We start from the raw sequence: 17,568 nt of genomic DNA, 5'->3' as shown, positions 1-17,568 counted from the left end.
GAACTCCTCAAGCGCGGGTGGCGGACAGCCGAACTCCATGCCACGTCCCGACGGAGCGCCGCCACCGCGGCCTGGAGAAACGGATGACCACGTGAGCACACCCGGCGACGACGCCCGACTGACGGCGGTGCACAGCTACCGCCTGTTCGACGCCCCGCGCCCGGTGGTGCTCGACGAGCTGACCCGGCTCGCCGCCGCCCTCTTCGAGACCCCGATGTCCGCTGTCACGCTGGTCGGCGGGGACCGCCAGTGGCTCGCCGGCAACACCGGCCTGCCCGAGGGTCAGGAGCCGCTCGCCACCTCCTTCTGTCGTGAGGTGGTCAGCACCGGCGCGCCGCTGGTCGTCCCGGACACGCGGGAACACCCCCTGTTCAGCACCTGGTCGAACGTCAGCGGTCCGCCGCACATCCGGTTCTACGCCGGCGTCCCGCTGATCGACGAGGACGGGCACCTGCTGGGCACCGTGTGCGTGGTCGACGACAAGCCGCGGAACATCGACGAGAAGCGGCTGGAGCTGCTCACCACGATGGCCGGGCAGGCCGCCGGGCACCTCGCCGCGATCCGCACCCGGCTGCTGCTGACCGAGGTCGGCGACGAGCTGTCCCGGGCGGTCGGCCGCGAGGAGGACTTCGTCGCGAGCGTCTCGCACGAGCTGCGCACGCCGGTCACCACGATCCAGGGCTATCTGGAGCTGCTCGTCGACAACGAGGAGCTGGAGCCGTACCGGAAGATGATCGACCCGATCCGGCGCAACGGCGAACGCCTGGTCCGGATGGTCGACCACCTGCTGGCCGGCACCCGTCCCGAGGCCACTCCCCTGCCGCTGTTGCGGGGCGGCACCGACCTGGTCGCGGTCGCCGAGGCGGGCGCGGCCGCCTGCCGGGCCGAGGCCACGCAACGCGACGTGCGCATCGCGGTCGAGACGACCGACCGGAGGGTACGGGTGTCCGGCGACTTCACCCGGCTGAGCCAGGCCGCCGAGCAGCTGATCCGCAACGCCGTCCTGTTCAGCCCGGCCGGCACGACGGTCACCGTCCGGGTGCTCGACACCGGGCTCGAGGTCGCCGACCAGGGCGCGGGCATCCCCACCGACGAGCTGCCGCACGTGACGGCCCGCTTCTACCGCGGCCGGCACGCCCAGCAGCAGGCCGTTCCCGGGGTAGGACTGGGACTCAGCATCGTCGATCGGATCATGCGGGCGCACGACGGCTCGTTCGCCATCACCTCCCCCGGCGCCGATCGCGGAACGACGGTCCGGATGGTTCTGCCCGCCTGATCCCGTTGTCGCCCTGATCCCGTTGTCACTCAGTCCCGCCCGGAACCTGCCGAATGGGCTGTCGACAGCCTGTTCGAGGCGGGAGAGGGACGGCATGGCGATCTTGCGACGGCTTCGGCTGGCCGGGCGGCTCGGGGTCGCCTTCGCCGTGGTGCTCGTGCTGCTGGGCGTCGCCGTCGGCATCGGCGCGGTCGGGCTGTCCCGGCAGCGGGACTCGATCGCCGAGCTGCACGAGCTGCAGGGGCTGATGCACCAGGTCGACGAGCAGAAGTTCTACAACGCGGACGTCTCCGGGTGGCAGATCGCGTACGCCTGGGACGCCTTTCTGCTCAGCCCGAAGGAGGCCGTGCAGGACTCCAGCGCGAACCGGGCCGGCTTCCTGAACTCGGTCGCCTCGCTGAAGAAGGTTCTCGCCGCGACCGACACCGGCGCCATGACCGACGACGAGCGAGCGATCTTCGACGACCTCTCCGGCATGTGGGACGACTACATGGCCACCGACGAGCAAGTCGTCGCGCTCTTCAACGCCAACAAGGTCAAGGAGGCGAACGCGCTCATCCTGGGCGCCGGCTACGAGACCTATTTCAAGATCGTGGAGGGCACGAACAGCCTGGTCACGTCGGTCACCGCCCGGGCGGACACGGCAGCCACGGACGCCCGGGCGGAGGCCTCCTCCCTGCGTACCGTGATGATCGTGGTCTTCGTTCTGGCCGTGATCGCCGCGGTGATCTTCTCGATCGCGGTGACCCGCAGCGTGGTCGTGCCGGTGACCCGCCTGGTCGGCGCGCTGCGCGGGATGGCCGCCGGCGATCTCACGGTCCGCGTCGACAGCGCCGGCAGCGACGAGATGGCCGAGATGGGCCGGGCCGTGGACGATGCGGTCGCCGGCGTCCGCGCGACGGTCGTGGAGATCCTCGACAACGGTGGCCAGCTGACCGCCGCCTCCCAGACCATGCGCCAGGTCAGCACGCAGATCGACGCGGCCATCGCGGAGGCCGACCAGCAGGCCGGGCTCGCCGCCACCGGCGCCGCCGGGGTCTCCGGCAACGTCAACACGGTCGCCGCCGGCTCCACCGAGATGGGCGCGGCGATCAGCGAGATCTCCCGCAACGCCGCCGACGCCGCGCGGGTCGCCTCCGAGGCGGTCGGCGCCGCCTCCGCCACCAGCTCCACGATCAACCGGCTCGGCGAGTCGTCCGCGCAGATCGGCGACGTGATCAAGACGATCACCGCGATCGCCGAGCAGACCAACCTGCTCGCGCTGAACGCCACCATCGAGGCGGCCCGCGCCGGCGAGATGGGCAAGGGCTTCGCCGTCGTCGCGTCCGAGGTGAAGGACCTCGCGCAGGAGACCGCGCGGGCCACCGAGGACATCTCCCGCCGGGTCGAGGCGATCCAGCACGACACCGATCAGGCCGTCACCGCGATCGACGAGATCAGCCGGATCATCGAGCAGATCAGCGAGTTCCAGACCACCATCGCGTCCGCGGTCGAGGAGCAGAGCGCCACCACCGCCGAGATGAACCGGGGAGTCGGCGAGGCGGCGGCCGGCGTCACCGACATCGCGAACAACATCGCCAGCGTCGCGCACAGCACCGCGTCCAGCCGGGAGGCGGTCGGACTTGCCGCGCGGACCGCGGAGGACGTGCAGCTGCTCGCCGACCGGTTGCGCGACGCGGCCAACCGGTTCAGGGTGTGACCGGCGGGTTCAGGGTGTGACCGGCGGGTTCAGCTCCACACGTACCCGCTTGCCGCCCTTGTAGTTCTCCACCGACCACCCGGCGGAGAGCGCCTCGATCAGCGCGATGCCCCGGCCGCCGACCCCGTCCGGGTCGCGACGCCGGGGCACCACCGACGAGCCGTCCGCCACCGAGACGACGACGGCGGACTCGTGGGCCTCCACCTGCAGCTCGACGCAGCCTCCGCCGTGCCGGACCGCATTCGTGACCAGCTCACTCACCACGACCGAGGCCTCGTCCAGCCAGTCCGGATCGCGGAAGCCCCAGCCGGAGAGGACCGCTGTCATCGCTCGCCGGGCCGCGCCGGGAGCGCTGTGGTCCAGTGGAACGTCGAGATGGGCGGTCAACACACTCATACACAGAACCCCGGGAAATCGCCGATGTGCGGCCGGACAGTACCCCGGGGACACCCCATGCGAAACCTAGTGGCTGTGGTCCCCGAGCAGCTTGGTGGCGAGCACGGCGGCCTGCGTGCGCCGCTCCAGACCGAGCTTCGCCAGCAGGCTCGACACGTAGTTCTTCACGGTCTTCTCGGCCAGGAACATCCGCGTCGCGATCTCCCGGTTGGTCAGGCCCTCGGCCACGTGCTCCAGGATCCGCCGCTCCTGGTCGGTCAGCGACGCCAGCTCGCGCGGCTGCTCCACGCCGTTGCGGATCCGCTCCAGCACCCGCTGGGTGACCTGCGGGTCGAGCAGCGACTGGCCGCCCGCGACCCGGCGCACCGCGTCCACCAGGTCGGTGCCGCGGATCTGCTTCAGCACGTAACCGGAGGCGCCCGCCATGATCGCGGCGAACAGGGCCTCGTCGTCCTCGTACGAGGTCAGGATCAGTCCCTTGATCGACGAGTCGACGGCCCGGACGTCGCGGCAGACGTCGATGCCGTTGCCGTCCGGCAGCCGGGCGTCGAGAACCGCCACGTCGGGGCGGAGCGCCGGAATCCGCGCGGCCGCCTCACGCGCGGAGCCGGACTCGCCGATCACCTCGATGTCGCCGCCCGCCTGGAGGAGGTCGACGAGGCCGCGGCGGACGACTTCGTGGTCGTCGAGGAGGAAGACTCGGATCATGTCTTATTTCTATCGCCCGGGTGGCCCGAACACCTAGGGCCATAGGTCCCGCGCCGCCGTCGGGCCCTGTTTCACGAGGGGGCCGGGGCGCGGTGAGGTCCAGCCACGGCGGTAACCTCGGGTCCGTGTCCGACGCCTCGACCCCCTCGCTCGGCCTGAGCCCTCTCTCCCGGGTCCGCCTCGACGCGTTGCTGCAGGAGATGCAGAACCGGGTCGGCGACATCGTCACCAGCCGGGAGCGCCTGCGTGCCCTGCTCGACGCGGTCGTCGGCATCGGCACCGACCTCGATCTGAACAGCACGCTGGCGCGGATCGTGCAGGCGGCCTGCGCGCTCGCCGACGCCCGCTACGGCGCTCTCGGCGTGCTCGCGCCGGGCCGCGACCACCTCTCCGACTTCGTCACGCACGGCATCCCGCCGGAAGCGCACGCGAAGATCGGCGACCTGCCGCACGGCCGGGGCGTCCTCGGCCTGCTGATCACCGACCCGCAGCCGGTCCGGCTGCCGGACATCACCAAACACCCCAATTCGTACGGGTTCCCGCCGAACCACCCGCCGATGCACAGCTTCCTCGGCGTGCCGGTCCGGACCCGTGAGCAGATCTTCGGCAACCTCTACCTCGCCGAGAAACGCGGGGCCGACGAGTTCAGCGAGGACGACGAGGAGATCGTGGTGGCGCTCGCCGCCGCCGCGAGCGTCGCGATCGACAACGCCCGGCTCTACGAGGTCGCCCAGCGCCGGCAGCGCTGGCTGGAGGCGACCGCCGAGATCACCGGCGTGCTGCTCGGCACGGTCCGGCGCACCGAGGCGCTGCGCCTGATCGCCCGCCGGGCCCGCGAGGTCGCCGACGCCGAGCTCGTCCTGGTCCTGCTCTACGACGAGGAGAACGCCCGGTTCACCATCGAGGTGGCCGACGGCGCCGACCCGGCGTGCGCGGACCTGGCCGGGCAGATGCTCGCCGGTGACTTCGACAGCTTCCCCCACGGTCTGCTCGACGATCTGCGGGCCGCCGCCGAGTGGCCCTGCCCGGTGCCGGCCGGCCCGGCCCTCGCCGCGCCGCTCGCCGGCCGGGACATGCCGCAGGGCGTGCTGATCGTCAGCCGCGCCGACGCCGACGACGCGGTCCTGCTCTCCACGTTCGCCGGCCAGGCCGCCCTCGCCCTGGAACGCGCCCGCGCCCAGGAGGAACGCGAGCTGCTCGCCGTTCTGGAGGATCGCGAGCGGATCGCCCGGGACCTGCACGACGTGGTGATCCAGCGGCTCTTCGCGACGGGCATGCAGTTGCAGGCCGCCTCCGGCCCGTCGGTCCGCGCGGACATCGCCAAGCGGATCAACGCGGCCGTCGACGATCTGGACGCCACGATCCGCGACATCCGCCGCTCGATCTTCGAGCTGCGCGCCCCGATCGGCGCCACCCTGCGCAACGATCTGCGCGACACCGTCGACGACGCGGCCGCCACGCTCGGCTTCCGGCCCAGCCTGGAGACGTCCGGGCCGGTGGAGAGCGCGGTGCCGGACGACGTGGTGCCGGAACTGACCGCGGTGCTGCGCGAGGCCCTGTCGAACGTGGCCCGGCACGCCGGCGCCACCGACGTGCGGGTGTCCGTGCGGGTCGCCGACGGGGAGCTGATCCTGCAGGTGGAGGACGACGGGGTCGGCATGGACCCGGCGCTGGCCCGGGGCGGCGTGGTGAACATGGGCGAGCGCGCCCACGATCTCGGCGGCTCCTTCGAGGCCGGACCGCGGCCCGGCGGCGGGACTCTGGTCACCTGGCGCGTCCCGCTCGGGACCTTTGCCCCTTAACGAAGGGCGGCCCGGCGCGCGACCGTAGGAGGATGACGCGCTACGACGAGTCGGACCTGCGGCGGGCAGCCGCAGCCGCGATCATGGCCCCCTCGATGCACAACACCCAGCCGTGGGCGTTCCGCCTGCGCGACGGCGCGATCGAGGTGCTGGCGGACGAGAAACGGCAACTCGAGGTGGCCGACCGCAGCGGCTGGGCGCTGCGGCTGGCCTGCGGGGCGGCCACCCTGAACGCCCGGCTCGCCCTGGCCTGGGCGGGCACCCCGGCGGAGGTGCGCCTGCTGCCGCCGGACGACCCCGAGGTGATCGCCCGGCTGACACCGGGACGGGAGCGGCCGCCTACCTACGCCGAGCGTGACAGGCACGCCGCGATCGAGCACCGGCACAGCAACCGGGACCCGTTCTGGCCCGACCCGGTCCCCGCCGACGTGCGGATTCGGCTGATCGAGGCGGCCCAGTCCGAGAACGCCTGGCTGGACCTGCTGGTCGGGATGACCGCGCTGACCGGCTTCTCGGAGATCGCGCACAGCGCCGACCGGGTGCTCCGCCGCGACCTGCGCTACCAGGCCGAGCTGATCACCTGGACGGACACCGAGGACGCGCCGGACGGCATGCCGGTGGCGGTCGGCGCCCCGGTCGGCGAGCCGCAGGACCTGATCCCGCAGCGGGCGTTCGCGCAGCGCCGACGTGGACCGGGCCGCGACTACGAGCCGGAGCCGCTGATCGGCATCCTCGGCACCGCGGGCGACCGGCGGCTGGACCAGGTGGTCGCCGGGCAGGCGCTGCAGAACGTGCTGCTCACGCTCACCGACGCCGGGCTGGCCGCGTCGCTGATCTCCCAGCCGATCGAGGTGATCCCGGCGCGTGACCAGCTGCGCCGCTCGCTCGGCCGGACCGGCTTCCCGCAGATGGCGATCCGCATCGGGTACGGGCGTCCAGGCCACCCCTCGCCGCGCCGCGACGTCAGCACCGTGATCGCGACGTGAAGATCACCACTCAGCTAGTTGCCAGGCATATGCAATAACAGGGTTGTACCAATATGCTTCGCCCATGGACACACAGGCGATGCACATCGCCAACGGGATCATCAACGGCCCCGTCTCGGCGATCTTCCTGGTCGTCGCGGTCGCGGGCCTGGCACTCTGCGTCGCGAAGGCCAAGACCGACCTGGACGACCGGCTCGCGCCGATGGCCGGGCTGGTCGCCGCGTTCATCTTCGCCGTGCAGATGCTCAACTTCCAGGTGCTGCCGGGTGTCTCCGGCCACCTGCTCGGCGGCACCCTCGCCGTCATCCTGGTCGGCCCGTGGGTCGGCGCGCTCTGCGTCGCGACGGTGCTGATCGTGCAGTGCCTGCTCTTCGCCGACGGCGGCCTCACCGCGATCGGGCTGAACATCACGAACATGGCGCTGATCGGCACCGCAGCGGCGTACCTGCTGGTCGCCGCGCTGCTGCGGATCCTGCCGCGCAACCCCGGCGGGCTCGGCGCCACCGCGTTCATCGCCTCGGTCGTCGGCGTCGTCGTCGCCTCGATGGGCTTCGTCCTGGAGTACGCGCTGGGCGGCACCACCGAGCTGTCGATCGGCGCGATCGCCGGCACGATGGCCGGCGTGCACGTGCTGATCGGCATCGGTGAGGGTCTGATCGCCGCCACCACCGTCGTGACAGTCGCCCGGGTCCGCCCCGACCTGGTCTACGCCCTCCGGCACTTCCGCGCTGCCAAGACCGAGGCGGTCCCCGCATGAACAAGAAGCTCGGCTGGTTCCTCGCGGGCGGCCTGCTCGTCGCCCTGCTGCTCGCCGGCGTCGTGTCCAGTTTCGCCTCCGGCAGCCCCGACGGCCTGGACTACGCCGCCCGTGAGGGCTGCACGTTCAACGCCGACGACGAGATCACCGGCGGCACCTGCATGGCCCAGCAGGAGGGCGAGCACCAGCTGGGCGACAGCCCGCTCGCCGACTACGGGATCAAGGGCATCGACAACGAGTACGTGTCGACAGGCCTCTCCGGCATCCTCGGCGTGCTGATCACCTTCGGTATCGGCGGCGGCCTGTTCTGGCTGCTCCGGCGCCGGCCCGCCGGTGCCCCTGCCTCCACCGCGACGCCGGGCACAGCCGCGTCCACCGCGGCGCCGGGCACAGCCGCCTCCACCGCGGCTCCGGACGCTTCCGCTCCGGACGCCGGGACCCGCACGGAATGAGCGCGGGGCACGCCCACCCGCTCCACCTCGACCGGGACAGCCCGCTGCACCGTCTCTCCCCCGAGGTGAAGATCGTCGCGGTGGTCCTGTTCACCGTCGTCGTGGTGGTCACCCCGCGCACCGAGTTCGCGGCGTTCGGCGGCTACGCGCTGCTGATCGCCGCGGTCGCGGTCCTGGCCCGGGTGCCCGCTCTCTGGCTCGCCAAACGCGCCACCATCGAGCTGCCGTTCGTGCTGCTCGCGATCGCGCTTCCGCTGGCCGGGCACGGCGAGCGGATCGACTGGCACGGCCTGTCGCTCTCGGTCGACGGCCTCTACGGCGCGTGGAACATCTTCGCGAAAGGCACCCTCGGCGTCCTCGCCTCGCTGCTGCTCGCCGCCACCACCACGATGCGTGACCTGGTCCTCGGCCTGGACCGGCTGCGCACCCCACCGGTCTTCACCCAGATCATGACGTTCATGCTGCGCTACATCGACGTGCTCGCCGACGACGCGCGGCGGATGCGGATCGCCCGGCTCTCCCGCGGCTACGACCCGCGCTTCCTCTGGCAGGTCAAGGCGTTCGCGGTCGGGGTCGGCGCGCTGTTCCTGCGTTCCTACGAGCGCGGCGAGCGGGTCTACCTGGCGATGCTGTCCCGCGGCTACACCGGCCGCCTGCCGCAGACCACCGGGGAGCCCGCAGTGCTGCGGGAGTGGGCGGTCAGCGCGACTCTGCCGATGGCGGCCGCCGGGATCGCCGTCGCGGGCCTCGTCATAACCTGACCGGGCGGCTTGGCGCCGCACGGTCCGACCCGGGCGGCTAGCGCCGCACGGGCCACCGGGTCGAGCTTCAACCATCGGGACTTGACCTGACCGGGCGGCCGGCGCCGCACGGGCCACCGGGTCGGGCTTCAACCATCGGGACTTAACATGATCGACGTGGACGCTCTGCTGATCACGGGACTGCATTTCTCGTACCCTGATGGGCGCGAAGCGCTCCGCGGGGTTGATCTTCGTCTCGCGCAGGGGGAGCGCGTCGCGCTGCTCGGGCCGAACGGCGCCGGGAAGACCACGCTGGTCCTGCACCTCAACGGCATCCTGCACGGCGGCGCCGGGCGCGTGAAGATCTCCGGACTGCCGGTCACCCCCGGTGACCGCGCTGCGATCGCCGAGATCCGCCGCCGGGTCGGCATAGTCTTCCAGGATCCGGACGACCAGCTCTTCATGCCCACGGTCGCGGAGGACGTCGCTTTCGGTCCGTCGAACATGGGGGTACGGGGTACCGAACTCGCCGACCGCGTCGACGAAGCGCTCGCGGCGGTGGGCATGTCCGCGCACCGCGACAAGGTGCCGCATCACCTGTCGTTCGGCCAGCGCCGCCGGGTCGCGGTCGCCACGGTCCTGGCGATGCGCCCGGAGATCCTGGTCCTCGACGAGCCGTCGTCCAACCTCGACCCGGCCAGCCGCCGCGAGCTGGCGGAGATCCTGGAGTCGCTGCCGGTCACGGTGCTGATGGTGACCCACGACCTGCCGTATGCGCTGGAGCTGTGCCCGCGGGCGGTGATCCTCGACGACGGCCGGCTGGTGGCGGACGGCTCCACGGTGGAGTTGCTCTCGGACCGCGCGCTGATGGAGTCCCACCGGTTGGAACTCCCGTTCGGCTTCGATCCGGTGGCCGCGCTCGCCTCCCGCCGCCCCCGCCAGTAGCCGCCTCGCCGCGCCGCAGCGCGGCCACGGCACCGCACCGCCCTGCCGCCGCCCCCTTCAGGCGCAATCTTGGCAACCGCTGGTCCCTGGTGGGCAGCGCTTGCCAAGATCCGCAAGTCGGGCGCGGGTCGGTCAGGCCGCCTGCTGCAACTCCACAGTGTTCGCCCCGCCGACCAGGGCCTGCCACGTCGTGGCCCCGACCACCCCGTCCGCCGGAATCGCCGCTCTCTGCTGGAACGCTCGGATCGCCTTCTCGGTCTCGGGACCGTAGACCCCGTCCACCTCGGTGGCGAATTCCTGCTGCAATCCGCGGACCGCGCTCCCCTGCGCGCCCGGACGCACCTCGACGATCAGCGCCTCCCATGTCGCCGGGCAGACCACGCCGTTGTCGGGCATGCCCTTCGCCCACTGGAACGCGCGGACCGCGTCACCGGTCTGCGCCCCGAACACGCCGTCCACCGTGACGGTGTGACCGTGGGCCAGCAACAGGAACTGCAGGGTGATTACCGCGTGGTCCTTCGCGCCCTGCCGGGTCGTCGGCCAAGGGCTCAGCGTGGCGGCCATAGAGGGGTCCCCTTCCTCATCGTCGAGCGACGGGTGTTGTGCTCCCCTCACTTTCGCTTAACCCGGCCGTTGATTAAAAGGGTGAGACATGTCATTGCAAAAGATTCTTAGGAGAGCAGGTGCGCTTACGCGCGTGAATGTGAGAATTCCACCCCGGAAACGCGCAGAGTCGCGCACTCCGGAGTGGAATATCCCACTCACAAGATCAACTGATCAGTGCTCGGCCCAGTCCCCCAGGGACCAGTCCCGCACCTCGGGCATGTCCTCCAGGTTCTCCACGACGTACCGCTCGTGGCGCTCCAGCTGCGCCTCGCACCAGGCCTTGAGCTCGGTGGCCCCGGTCGGCAGGCGCCGCGCGTTGTTGATCGCGTCCATCACCAGGTGGTAGCGGGACGCCCGGTTGCGCACGGTCATGTCGAACGGGGTGGTCGTGGTGCCCTGCTCGATGAAGCCGCGCACCCGGAACCGGTCGGCGTCCGGCCGGCCGTGCACCAGCTGGTGAATGGCGCCCGGGTATCCGTGGAACGAGAAGACCACGTCGACGTGATCGGTGAAGAGTTCCCGGAACAGCGTCTCGCTCATGCCGTGCGGGTGGTCCTTCGGGCGCGGCAGCGTCATCAGGTCGACCACGTTGACGACGCGGACCTTCAGGTTGGGCAGCTTCTGCTTGAGGATCTGCGCGGCCGCCACGGTCTCCATCGTGACCACGTCACCGGCGCAGGCCAGGACGATGTCCGGGTCGGTGGCGCCGTCGTCGGTGCCGGCCCACTCCCAGACGCCGGCGCCCTGGCGGCAGTGCTCGATCGCCTGGTCCATGTCGAGCCACTGCAGCTGCGGCTGCTTGTCGATCACGATCAGGTTGATGTACGACCGGGACCGGAAGCAGTGGTCGGCGACCGAGAGCAGGGTGTTCGCGTCCGGCGGCAGGTAGACCCGGGCCACGTCGCCGCGCTGGGTCAGCACGTTCTGGATCAGGCCGGGGCCCTGGTGCGAGAAGCCGTTGTGGTCGTTGCGCCAGGCCGTCGAGGTGAGCAGGATGTTCAGGCTCGGGACCTTGGCACGCCACTCCAGGTGCTTGGCCTCCTGCAGCCACTTGCCGTGCTGGATCGTCTGCGACGCGCTGACCATGGCGAACGCCTCGTAGGTGGCGAACATGCCGTGCCGCCCGGTGAGGTTGTAACCCTCCAGCCAGCCGTGGCAGTTGTGCTCGGAGAGCACCTCCATGACCCGGCCCTCGTTGCTGATCTTCACGTCGTCCGGGGTGACCGACTCCATGAAGCCACGGTCGGAGACCTCGAAGACCGCGCCGAGCCGGTTGCTGTTCGTCTCGTCCGGGCAGAACAGCCGGAACCGGTCGGCGTTGCGCGCGTAGATGTCGCGCATCATCTCGCCGAGCTTGCGGGTCGACTCGGCCCGCCCCTGCGCCGGCCGCTTCACGTCGACCGCGTAGTCACGGAAGTCCGGCAGGTCCAGGTCGCGGGTGAGCACGCCGCCGTTCGCGTGCGGGCTCGCGCTCATCCGCAGGTCACCGTCGGGCGCCAGATCCTTGATCATCTGAACCGGTGCGCCGGCGGCGTCGAAAAGCTCTTCCGGACGGTACGAGCGGAGCCACGTCTCCAGTTCCCGCAGGTGGTCCTCGTTGCCCCGCACGCCGGAGAGCGGAACCTGGTGCGACCGCCAGGTGCCGGTCACCGTGATGCCGTCGATCTTCTCGGGTCCGGTCCAGCCCTTCGGCGTCCGCAGCACGATCAGCGGCCAATGCGGGCGCTTGCCGTCCCAGTCACCGCTGCGCGCCGCGGTCTGGATGGCGCGGATCTTGCCCCAGGAGTCGGCGAGCGCCTGGGCGAACCGGTGGTGCATGCCGGGCAGGTCGTCCCCGCCGACCTCGATCACCTCGTACCCGTGGCCCTCGAGAAGTTTGCGGACCTCCGCCGGGTCCTTGCGGGCCAGCACGGTGGGGCCGGCGATCTTGGCGCCGTTGAGGTGCAGGATCGGCAGCACGGCGCCGTCGTGCGCCGGGTTGATGAAGGAGATGCCCTTCCAGGAGCCTTCGAGGGGGCCGGTCTCGGCCTCGCCGTCGCCGACCACCGCGATGCTGAGCAGGTCGGGGTTGTCCATCACCGAGCCGAACGCGTGGACCAGCACGTAGCCGAGTTCGCCGCCCTCGTGGATCGAGCCGGGGGTGGTCACCGACACGTGCGAGGGGATGCCGCCGGGGCTGGAGAACTGGCGGAACAGGCGCAGCAGGCCCGCCTCGTCCTGGCCGACCTTCGGGTAGACCTCGGAGTACGTGCCCTCGAGGTAGCCGGCGGCCACCAGGGCGGGTCCGCCGTGCCCGGGACCGGCGAGGTAGATCGCCTGCTGCCCGGTCATCTTGATCAGACGCGAGACGTGGGCGTAGATGAACGACAGGCCGGGGCTGGTGCCCCAGTGTCCGAGCAGGCGGGGTTTGATGTGCTCGGTGGTGAGCGGCTCCTTCAGCAGCGGATTGCCCTGAAGGTAGATCTGACCGATGGTCAGGTAGTTGTTCGCCCGCCACCAGGCGTCGAGGCCCGCGACCTCGTTATCGTCCGGTGCCGCCAGCTTGCGCACGAGTTCGTCATGGTCGAGCGCGCTGGCTCGGTTCTCCGAAACGGCGGTCACGGTCATTCCTCCCGAGTGATGTCGCCAGAGTCCTGACTTGTCACGATCAACGTATCTGTCCAAGATCTACTGAGCACGGGTCTTTGGTCCCGCCTCTCCAGGGCACGTTACCCACCGACTCGGACCGGAAGCGTCGACCGCAAAATGAAGGTCACGTTAAAGTCGTGCCCGATATGCCGGGAAGCCCGCCGAGACGGTCGCGGCCCACTGCTCGCGGCGACCGTGCCGGCGCCGGCCCGGGCGAACTCCCCATGCAAAGACTTCTACCAGGATCTGGCGGCGTTCCGGGTCGACCCGGAGGCTTTGCACCTCAATCCGTCCCTGGCCGGCTGGGCCACGGACGGACTGCCCGCTACGTCAGCGCGGTGGCCCGGTCGCGGAGGACGTCCAGCGCCGGCGCGTACATCCGCTCCTTGATCGTGGAAAGGGTCTGACCGGCCTTCGCCGTGTTCGCCTCGGCGATCTCGACCGCCGCGGCCCGGACCGCCTCCTCGCTCAGCGCCCGGTCGACGATGCCGGCGGCCTGGGCGTCGGCGCCGCCGTACCGCCGGCCGGTGGTCATCGCCTCGTGCGCGACCTGCGGCGTGAGGCGGGCCTGGATCAGCGCCGACATGCCCCGGCTGAACGGGATCTGGATGTCCACCTCCGGCAGGCACCAGAAGCCGCGGTCGGCGCGCATCACCCGGAAGTCGTGAGCCAGCGACAGCATCGCGCCGGCCGCGAACGTGTGCCCCTGCAGCGCCGCCACGGTGATCACCGGCAGCGCGAGCACCCGGGCGAAGAGCGCGTGCACGTCGGCCACGTAGTCACCGAAGTCCGCGCCGCTGCTGCCGAGCCAGTCCAGGTCCAGCCCGTTCGAGAAGAACTTGCCGGTCGCGGTGGTGACCAGCGCCGCCGGATTGCCGGCCTTGACGACCTCGTCGAGGTGCCCGTTGACCGCGGCGATCCAGTCGGGGTGGAAACGGTTCTCACCGTCGCCGAGGTCGAGGATGAAGACGTCGCCGTGTCGCTCCAGCGTGGTCATGATTGCCCTCCCGAGAAAGTTACCCGCAGGTAACTTAGCAGAGGGCGACAGCGGCCGGAACGGAGTGAGTGAGCCGGGCGGAATTGTGGACGGTTGGCTGCGGAAACGCAGGACTCGCGGCCTTTGCTTGTTTACACGTCCTCGCTCCGGTCTTCGACTTCGCTGACCTGCCGGCGACCGGCCTCGTGGGTATGGTGCCCAGACGACCTGAGACGCCCATCGCGGAACGAGGTCTCGGAGACATGGCGCCATTCCCGATCTTGTTTTTCATCTTCGTCGAGGTGCCCAGCATGGGAGCCATGCTGGCGCACAAAGGGATCATGCTGGCGACCGGCAATGAGACGAGACCACTCAATGTGTGGCTGTACCGCCTCATCGGCATCGTGTCGCTCGTCGTGCTTCTGGGATTGTCGTTCGCCATCGGCGCCGATGCGGCCTGCCTGCTGTTCGTGCTGCTCGTCGGCGGAGGGCTGGCCGCGTTCGTCACCCGGCGCAGGAACGACGCGGCACCGGACACCACGCGATACGATCCGCCGCCGCAGCAGCAGGCGGCCGCTCCCGACGCGCTGGCGAGGATGGTGGAGTGCGTTCAACGGTACGAGCAGACCAAAGATCTCGCCGATCTCGACCGCACGATCACCGAGGGGCGGGCACTCGTTCGTGCCGAGAAGGACATCGAGGTCTGGCGCCGGCTGTCGGTCCTGCTCGGTCAGGCGCTGCTGAAGCGACATCTGGCGACCAACGACCGGGGCGCGCTGGTCGAAGCGGTCGAGGTGCTGCGCAGCGCGGGGCAGAACATCCCGCCGGGGCATCGGCTGCGACCGGCGGCCCTGATCGAGCTGGGCGCCGCCCTGCGCGAACTCGGCAACCTGTCGGGGCGCCTGGAACTCCTCGACGAGGCGGCCCACTGGTACGGCCTGTGTTCCGCCATCGAGTCGCCGAAGCGGGCTCAGGCGTACGTCGGCCTCTCGACGTCCCTCAAGGTCAAGGGCGACAAGCTCGACGACGCCGGGGTGCTCGCTCAGGCGGTGGCACCCGCCCGGTACGCGGTGGGGTCGGCCCCGGACCAGCAGCAGCGCGGCGAGAATCTGACGTACCTGTCCGGCCTGCTCGTGCTGCTGCACCGTAGGACGGGGGATCCGGCGGCCGTCCGGGAGGCGGTCACCGCGGCGGAGGAGGCTCTCGAGCTGAGCTCGGACCCGCAGGACCGGGCTGTCCGTGAGCAGGCCCTCCGGGTCGCGCAGGCGCAGGAACGGCACCGGGAATAGTCCGGTGACCGGCGGCGGCTCGTGGACGCCGCCGGTCAGCCGGGCTGCTACTCGACGGTGAGAGCGCAGCTGTCCTGGCCGGCGGGGACCTCCAGCACCTCGGTCCCCCACTGGACGTTCCACGGGAGCGGATCGCCGGTGCGGGAGACGGTCACCGTCGTGCCGCTGCGCTCGATCGTGAACGTGGTGGTCTCGCCGGACGGGCCGGGGACCGTTGCTGACCCCGTACCCTCGGCAATGGGCTCGAAGAGCCTCAATGTCACGCCGTCGCGGTAGTCGTAGTCGGGACGGTCGGTCCGGGCGCCGATCGGGATGACCGCGCCGGGGCGGCCCAGCAGGGGGACGCTGTCGAAGCCGTGTGTCTCGGTGACCCAGCGCGGCCCCTCGACGACCTCGCCGGTGCGGAAGTTCGTCCAGCGTCCGGCCGGGACGTAGTAGCGGACCTCGCCGGAGGTGCTGAAGACCGGGGCCACCAGCAGGTCCGGGCCGAGCAGGTACTGCCGGTCCAGGTAGGCGGTGGCCGGGTCGTCCGGGAAGCCGAGGACCATCGGGCGCATCACCGGCAGGCCCGTCTCGTGCGCCTCGCGGGCGGCGGCGAACAGGTACGGCATGAGGCGGTACTTCAGGTGGGTGAAGGTCCGCAGGACGTCCGAGGACTCCTCGTCGAAGTTCCACGGCACCCGGTAGGAGGTGCTGCCGTGCAGCCGGCTGTGCGAGGAGAGCAGCCCGAAGGCGACCCACCGCTTGAACACCGCCGGATCGGGCATGCCCTCGAAACCGCCGATGTCGTGGCTCCAGAAGCCGAAGCCGGATGACATCAGCGACAGGCCGCCGCGCAGGCTCTCCGCCATCGATTCGTACGTGCTGGAGTTGTCGCCGCCCCAGTGCACCGGGAACTGCTGGCCGCCGACCGTGGCGGAGCGGGCGAAGAGCACGGCCTCGCCCTCGCCCTTGACCTCACGCAGCACGTCGAAGACGACCTGGTTGTAGATCTGCGTGTAGTAGTTGTGCATCCGTTCCGGGTCGGAGCCGTCATGCCAGACGACGTCGGTCGGGACCCGCTCCCCGAAGTCGGACTTGAAGGCGTCCACACCCATCTGGGCCAGGTACCGCAGCTTGTCCGCGTACCACTCCCGCGCGCCGGGATTGGTGAAGTCGACCAGACCCATCCCGGCCTGCCACAGGTCCCACTGGAAGACGTCGCCGTTGGCACGCCGGACCAGGAAGCCCTTCTCGCGCGCCTCGGCGAAGAGCGGCGACCGCTGCGCGATGTACGGGTTGATCCAGAGGCACACCTTCAACCCTCGGCCGGCGAGCCGTTTCAGCATCCCCGGCGGGTCCGGGAACGTCCTGGTGTCCCACTCGAAGTCGCACCAGGAGAACTCCCGCATCCAGAACGTGTCGAAGTGGAACACGCTTAGCGGCAGGTCCCGCTCGGCCATCCCGTCGATGAACTTGTTCACGGTGTCCTCGTCGTACGAGGTGGTGAACGACGTGCTCAGCCAGAGACCGAACGACCAGGCCGGCGGCAGCGCGGGACGGCCGGTCAGCGCGGTGTACCTGCGGATCACGTCGGCCGGCGTCGGACCGTGGATGACCAGGTAGGACAGGCTCTGCCCGGCGACGCTGAACTGGGTGCGGGACACCATCTCCGAGGCGACCTCGAAGGAGACCTTGCCGGGGTGGTCGACGAGGACGCCGTACCCGCCGGTGGTGAAGTAGAACGGGACGTTCTTGTACGCCTGCTCGCTGCTGGTCCCGCCGTCCTCGTTCCAGACGTCGATGCTCTGACCGTTCTTGACCAGCGGGCCGAAGCGCTCGCCGAGCCCGTAGACGGTCTCCCCCACGCCCAGGTCGAGCTGCTCGTGGACGTAGTGACCCCCGTCGAGGGTGTCGACGACGCCCATCCCCTTCCAGCCGCTGCCGGTGATCCGCTTGCCGCCGGCGAGGAAATCGAGTCCCCACTCCTCGCCGTCGCGGAACTGCGCGGTCAGCGCGCCCGAGGTGAGCGAGACGGCGTCGACGGCCACGTCGACCGGCTCCTCGGTGAGCGAAAAGTTCGGATATTTCGCCACGCCGCCCTGGAAGTGGTCGATGGTGACCCGGATGACGTCCGGCGCCGGCGCGGTGAGAGTGACCGTGATCAGCGGCGCGTTGAGCGTGTCCCCGCGCTGCCGGACCGGTCGCACCGCGGCGTAGACGGTGAGCGAGTCCGGACCGGTCGTGCTGTCCAGGTAGTGCGCGGGGTGCAGGACGGTCAGCCCGTCCCGCTTGCGCCAGTAGCCGTCGGTGAACTTCATGAGTGTCC

General features: G+C 70.6%; 15 protein-coding genes. 9 read left to right on the top strand and 6 right to left on the bottom strand.

All coding sequences use genetic code 11. From position 1 onward, the window contains the following. Window positions 1–91 precede the first annotated feature (91 nt). Both AMIS_RS18430 and AMIS_RS18425 read left to right on the top strand, forming a co-directional pair. Window positions 92–1,276, top strand: a complete 1,185-nt coding sequence (locus AMIS_RS18430; RefSeq protein ID WP_014443858.1) for a GAF domain-containing sensor histidine kinase — start codon at window positions 92–94, stop codon at window positions 1,274–1,276. Between the two features lie 94 nt (window positions 1,277–1,370). Further along, window positions 1,371–2,975 carry a methyl-accepting chemotaxis protein gene (locus tag AMIS_RS18425; RefSeq protein WP_014443857.1) on the top strand — a complete coding sequence of 535 codons (1,605 nt, stop codon included), beginning with the start codon at window positions 1,371–1,373 and terminating at the stop codon, window positions 2,973–2,975. 9 nt (window positions 2,976–2,984) lie between these two features. Here AMIS_RS18425 and AMIS_RS18420 read toward each other — a convergent pair whose 3' ends face one another. Beyond that, the gene (locus AMIS_RS18420) at window positions 2,985–3,371 is read right to left on the bottom strand and encodes an ATP-binding protein (protein WP_014443856.1); all 387 of its coding nucleotides are present in this window, start codon (window positions 3,369–3,371) and stop codon (window positions 2,985–2,987) included. 66 nt (window positions 3,372–3,437) lie between these two features. Next, window positions 3,438–4,079, bottom strand: coding sequence for a response regulator (locus AMIS_RS18415; RefSeq protein ID WP_014443855.1), 642 nt, complete (start codon window positions 4,077–4,079; stop codon window positions 3,438–3,440). 200 nt (window positions 4,080–4,279) lie between these two features. Here AMIS_RS18415 and AMIS_RS18410 point away from each other — a divergent pair, with 200 nt between their 5' ends. The 6 genes from AMIS_RS18410 (at window position 4,280) to AMIS_RS18385 (ending at window position 9,761) form a co-directional block, all read left to right on the top strand. After that, window positions 4,280–5,881 carry a GAF domain-containing sensor histidine kinase gene (locus AMIS_RS18410; protein WP_083888812.1) on the top strand — a complete coding sequence of 534 codons (1,602 nt, stop codon included), beginning with the start codon at window positions 4,280–4,282 and terminating at the stop codon, window positions 5,879–5,881. A 32-nt stretch (window positions 5,882–5,913) separates the two neighbouring features. Next, window positions 5,914–6,867, top strand: coding sequence for an Acg family FMN-binding oxidoreductase (locus tag AMIS_RS18405; RefSeq protein ID WP_014443853.1), 954 nt, complete (start codon window positions 5,914–5,916; stop codon window positions 6,865–6,867). A 64-nt stretch (window positions 6,868–6,931) separates the two neighbouring features. Further along, a complete protein-coding gene (locus AMIS_RS18400) occupies window positions 6,932–7,624 on the top strand; it encodes an energy-coupling factor ABC transporter permease (protein ID WP_014443852.1) in 693 nt (230 codons plus the stop codon). Beyond that, the gene (locus AMIS_RS18395; RefSeq protein WP_014443851.1) at window positions 7,621–8,076 is read left to right on the top strand and encodes a PDGLE domain-containing protein; all 456 of its coding nucleotides are present in this window, start codon (window positions 7,621–7,623) and stop codon (window positions 8,074–8,076) included. The genes AMIS_RS18400 and AMIS_RS18395 overlap by 4 nt, the downstream gene beginning before the upstream one ends. Further along, a complete protein-coding gene (gene cbiQ, locus AMIS_RS18390; RefSeq protein WP_014443850.1) occupies window positions 8,073–8,837 on the top strand; it encodes a cobalt ECF transporter T component CbiQ in 765 nt (254 codons plus the stop codon). The genes AMIS_RS18395 and cbiQ overlap by 4 nt, the downstream gene beginning before the upstream one ends. Before the next feature lie 147 nt (window positions 8,838–8,984). Further along, window positions 8,985–9,761, top strand: a complete 777-nt coding sequence (locus AMIS_RS18385; RefSeq protein WP_014443849.1) for an energy-coupling factor ABC transporter ATP-binding protein — start codon at window positions 8,985–8,987, stop codon at window positions 9,759–9,761. Window positions 9,762–9,893: 132 nt separating this feature from the next. Here AMIS_RS18385 and AMIS_RS18380 read toward each other — a convergent pair whose 3' ends face one another. The 3 genes from AMIS_RS18380 to AMIS_RS18370 form a co-directional block, all read right to left on the bottom strand. Beyond that, window positions 9,894–10,325 (bottom strand): peptidoglycan-binding domain-containing protein, encoded by a 432-nt coding sequence (locus tag AMIS_RS18380; RefSeq protein WP_014443848.1) that lies wholly within the window; start codon window positions 10,323–10,325, stop codon window positions 9,894–9,896. A 213-nt stretch (window positions 10,326–10,538) separates the two neighbouring features. After that, window positions 10,539–12,974 (bottom strand): phosphoketolase family protein, encoded by a 2,436-nt coding sequence (locus AMIS_RS18375; RefSeq protein WP_014443847.1) that lies wholly within the window; start codon window positions 12,972–12,974, stop codon window positions 10,539–10,541. A gap of 346 nt (window positions 12,975–13,320) precedes the next feature. After that, window positions 13,321–13,992, bottom strand: a complete 672-nt coding sequence (locus tag AMIS_RS18370; RefSeq protein ID WP_014443846.1) for an enoyl-CoA hydratase-related protein — start codon at window positions 13,990–13,992, stop codon at window positions 13,321–13,323. A gap of 299 nt (window positions 13,993–14,291) precedes the next feature. Here AMIS_RS18370 and AMIS_RS18365 point away from each other — a divergent pair, with 299 nt between their 5' ends. Continuing rightward, window positions 14,292–15,260: a tetratricopeptide repeat protein gene (locus AMIS_RS18365; protein WP_157434923.1), complete on the top strand. Its 969-nt coding sequence runs from the start codon at window positions 14,292–14,294 to the stop codon at window positions 15,258–15,260. 47 nt (window positions 15,261–15,307) lie between these two features. Here the strand turns inward: AMIS_RS18365 and yicI are convergent, their stop codons facing one another. Next, window positions 15,308–17,560 carry an alpha-xylosidase gene (gene yicI, locus AMIS_RS18360; RefSeq protein ID WP_014443844.1) on the bottom strand — a complete coding sequence of 751 codons (2,253 nt, stop codon included), beginning with the start codon at window positions 17,558–17,560 and terminating at the stop codon, window positions 15,308–15,310. Window positions 17,561–17,568: the final 8 nt, after the last annotated feature.

The organism is Actinoplanes missouriensis 431 (assembly GCF_000284295.1).
GTDB classification, from domain to species: domain Bacteria; phylum Actinomycetota; class Actinomycetes; order Mycobacteriales; family Micromonosporaceae; genus Actinoplanes; species Actinoplanes missouriensis.
This window is presented reverse-complemented; position numbering and strand designations above follow the sequence as displayed.

Excerpts from the sequence above, each read along its gene's own strand:
- cbiQ (WP_014443850.1), top strand. The coding sequence starts at position 8,073 with ATGAGCGCGGGGCACGCCCACCCGCTCCACCTCGACCGGGACAGCCCG.
- AMIS_RS18395 (WP_014443851.1), top strand. The coding sequence starts at position 7,621 with ATGAACAAGAAGCTCGGCTGGTTCCTCGCGGGCGGCCTGCTCGTCGCC.
- AMIS_RS18375 (WP_014443847.1), bottom strand. The coding sequence starts at position 12,974 with ATGACCGTGACCGCCGTTTCGGAGAACCGAGCCAGCGCGCTCGACCAT.
- AMIS_RS18415 (WP_014443855.1), bottom strand. The coding sequence starts at position 4,079 with ATGATCCGAGTCTTCCTCCTCGACGACCACGAAGTCGTCCGCCGCGGC.
- AMIS_RS18410 (WP_083888812.1), top strand. The coding sequence starts at position 4,280 with ATGCAGAACCGGGTCGGCGACATCGTCACCAGCCGGGAGCGCCTGCGT.
- yicI (WP_014443844.1), bottom strand. The coding sequence starts at position 17,560 with ATGAAGTTCACCGACGGCTACTGGCGCAAGCGGGACGGGCTGACCGTC.
- AMIS_RS18365 (WP_157434923.1), top strand. The coding sequence starts at position 14,292 with ATGCTGGCGCACAAAGGGATCATGCTGGCGACCGGCAATGAGACGAGA.
- AMIS_RS18400 (WP_014443852.1), top strand. The coding sequence starts at position 6,932 with ATGGACACACAGGCGATGCACATCGCCAACGGGATCATCAACGGCCCC.
- AMIS_RS18370 (WP_014443846.1), bottom strand. The coding sequence starts at position 13,992 with ATGACCACGCTGGAGCGACACGGCGACGTCTTCATCCTCGACCTCGGC.
- AMIS_RS18405 (WP_014443853.1), top strand. The coding sequence starts at position 5,914 with ATGACGCGCTACGACGAGTCGGACCTGCGGCGGGCAGCCGCAGCCGCG.
- AMIS_RS18385 (WP_014443849.1), top strand. The coding sequence starts at position 8,985 with ATGATCGACGTGGACGCTCTGCTGATCACGGGACTGCATTTCTCGTAC.
- AMIS_RS18425 (WP_014443857.1), top strand. The coding sequence starts at position 1,371 with ATGGCGATCTTGCGACGGCTTCGGCTGGCCGGGCGGCTCGGGGTCGCC.
- AMIS_RS18420 (WP_014443856.1), bottom strand. The coding sequence starts at position 3,371 with ATGAGTGTGTTGACCGCCCATCTCGACGTTCCACTGGACCACAGCGCT.
- AMIS_RS18380 (WP_014443848.1), bottom strand. The coding sequence starts at position 10,325 with ATGGCCGCCACGCTGAGCCCTTGGCCGACGACCCGGCAGGGCGCGAAG.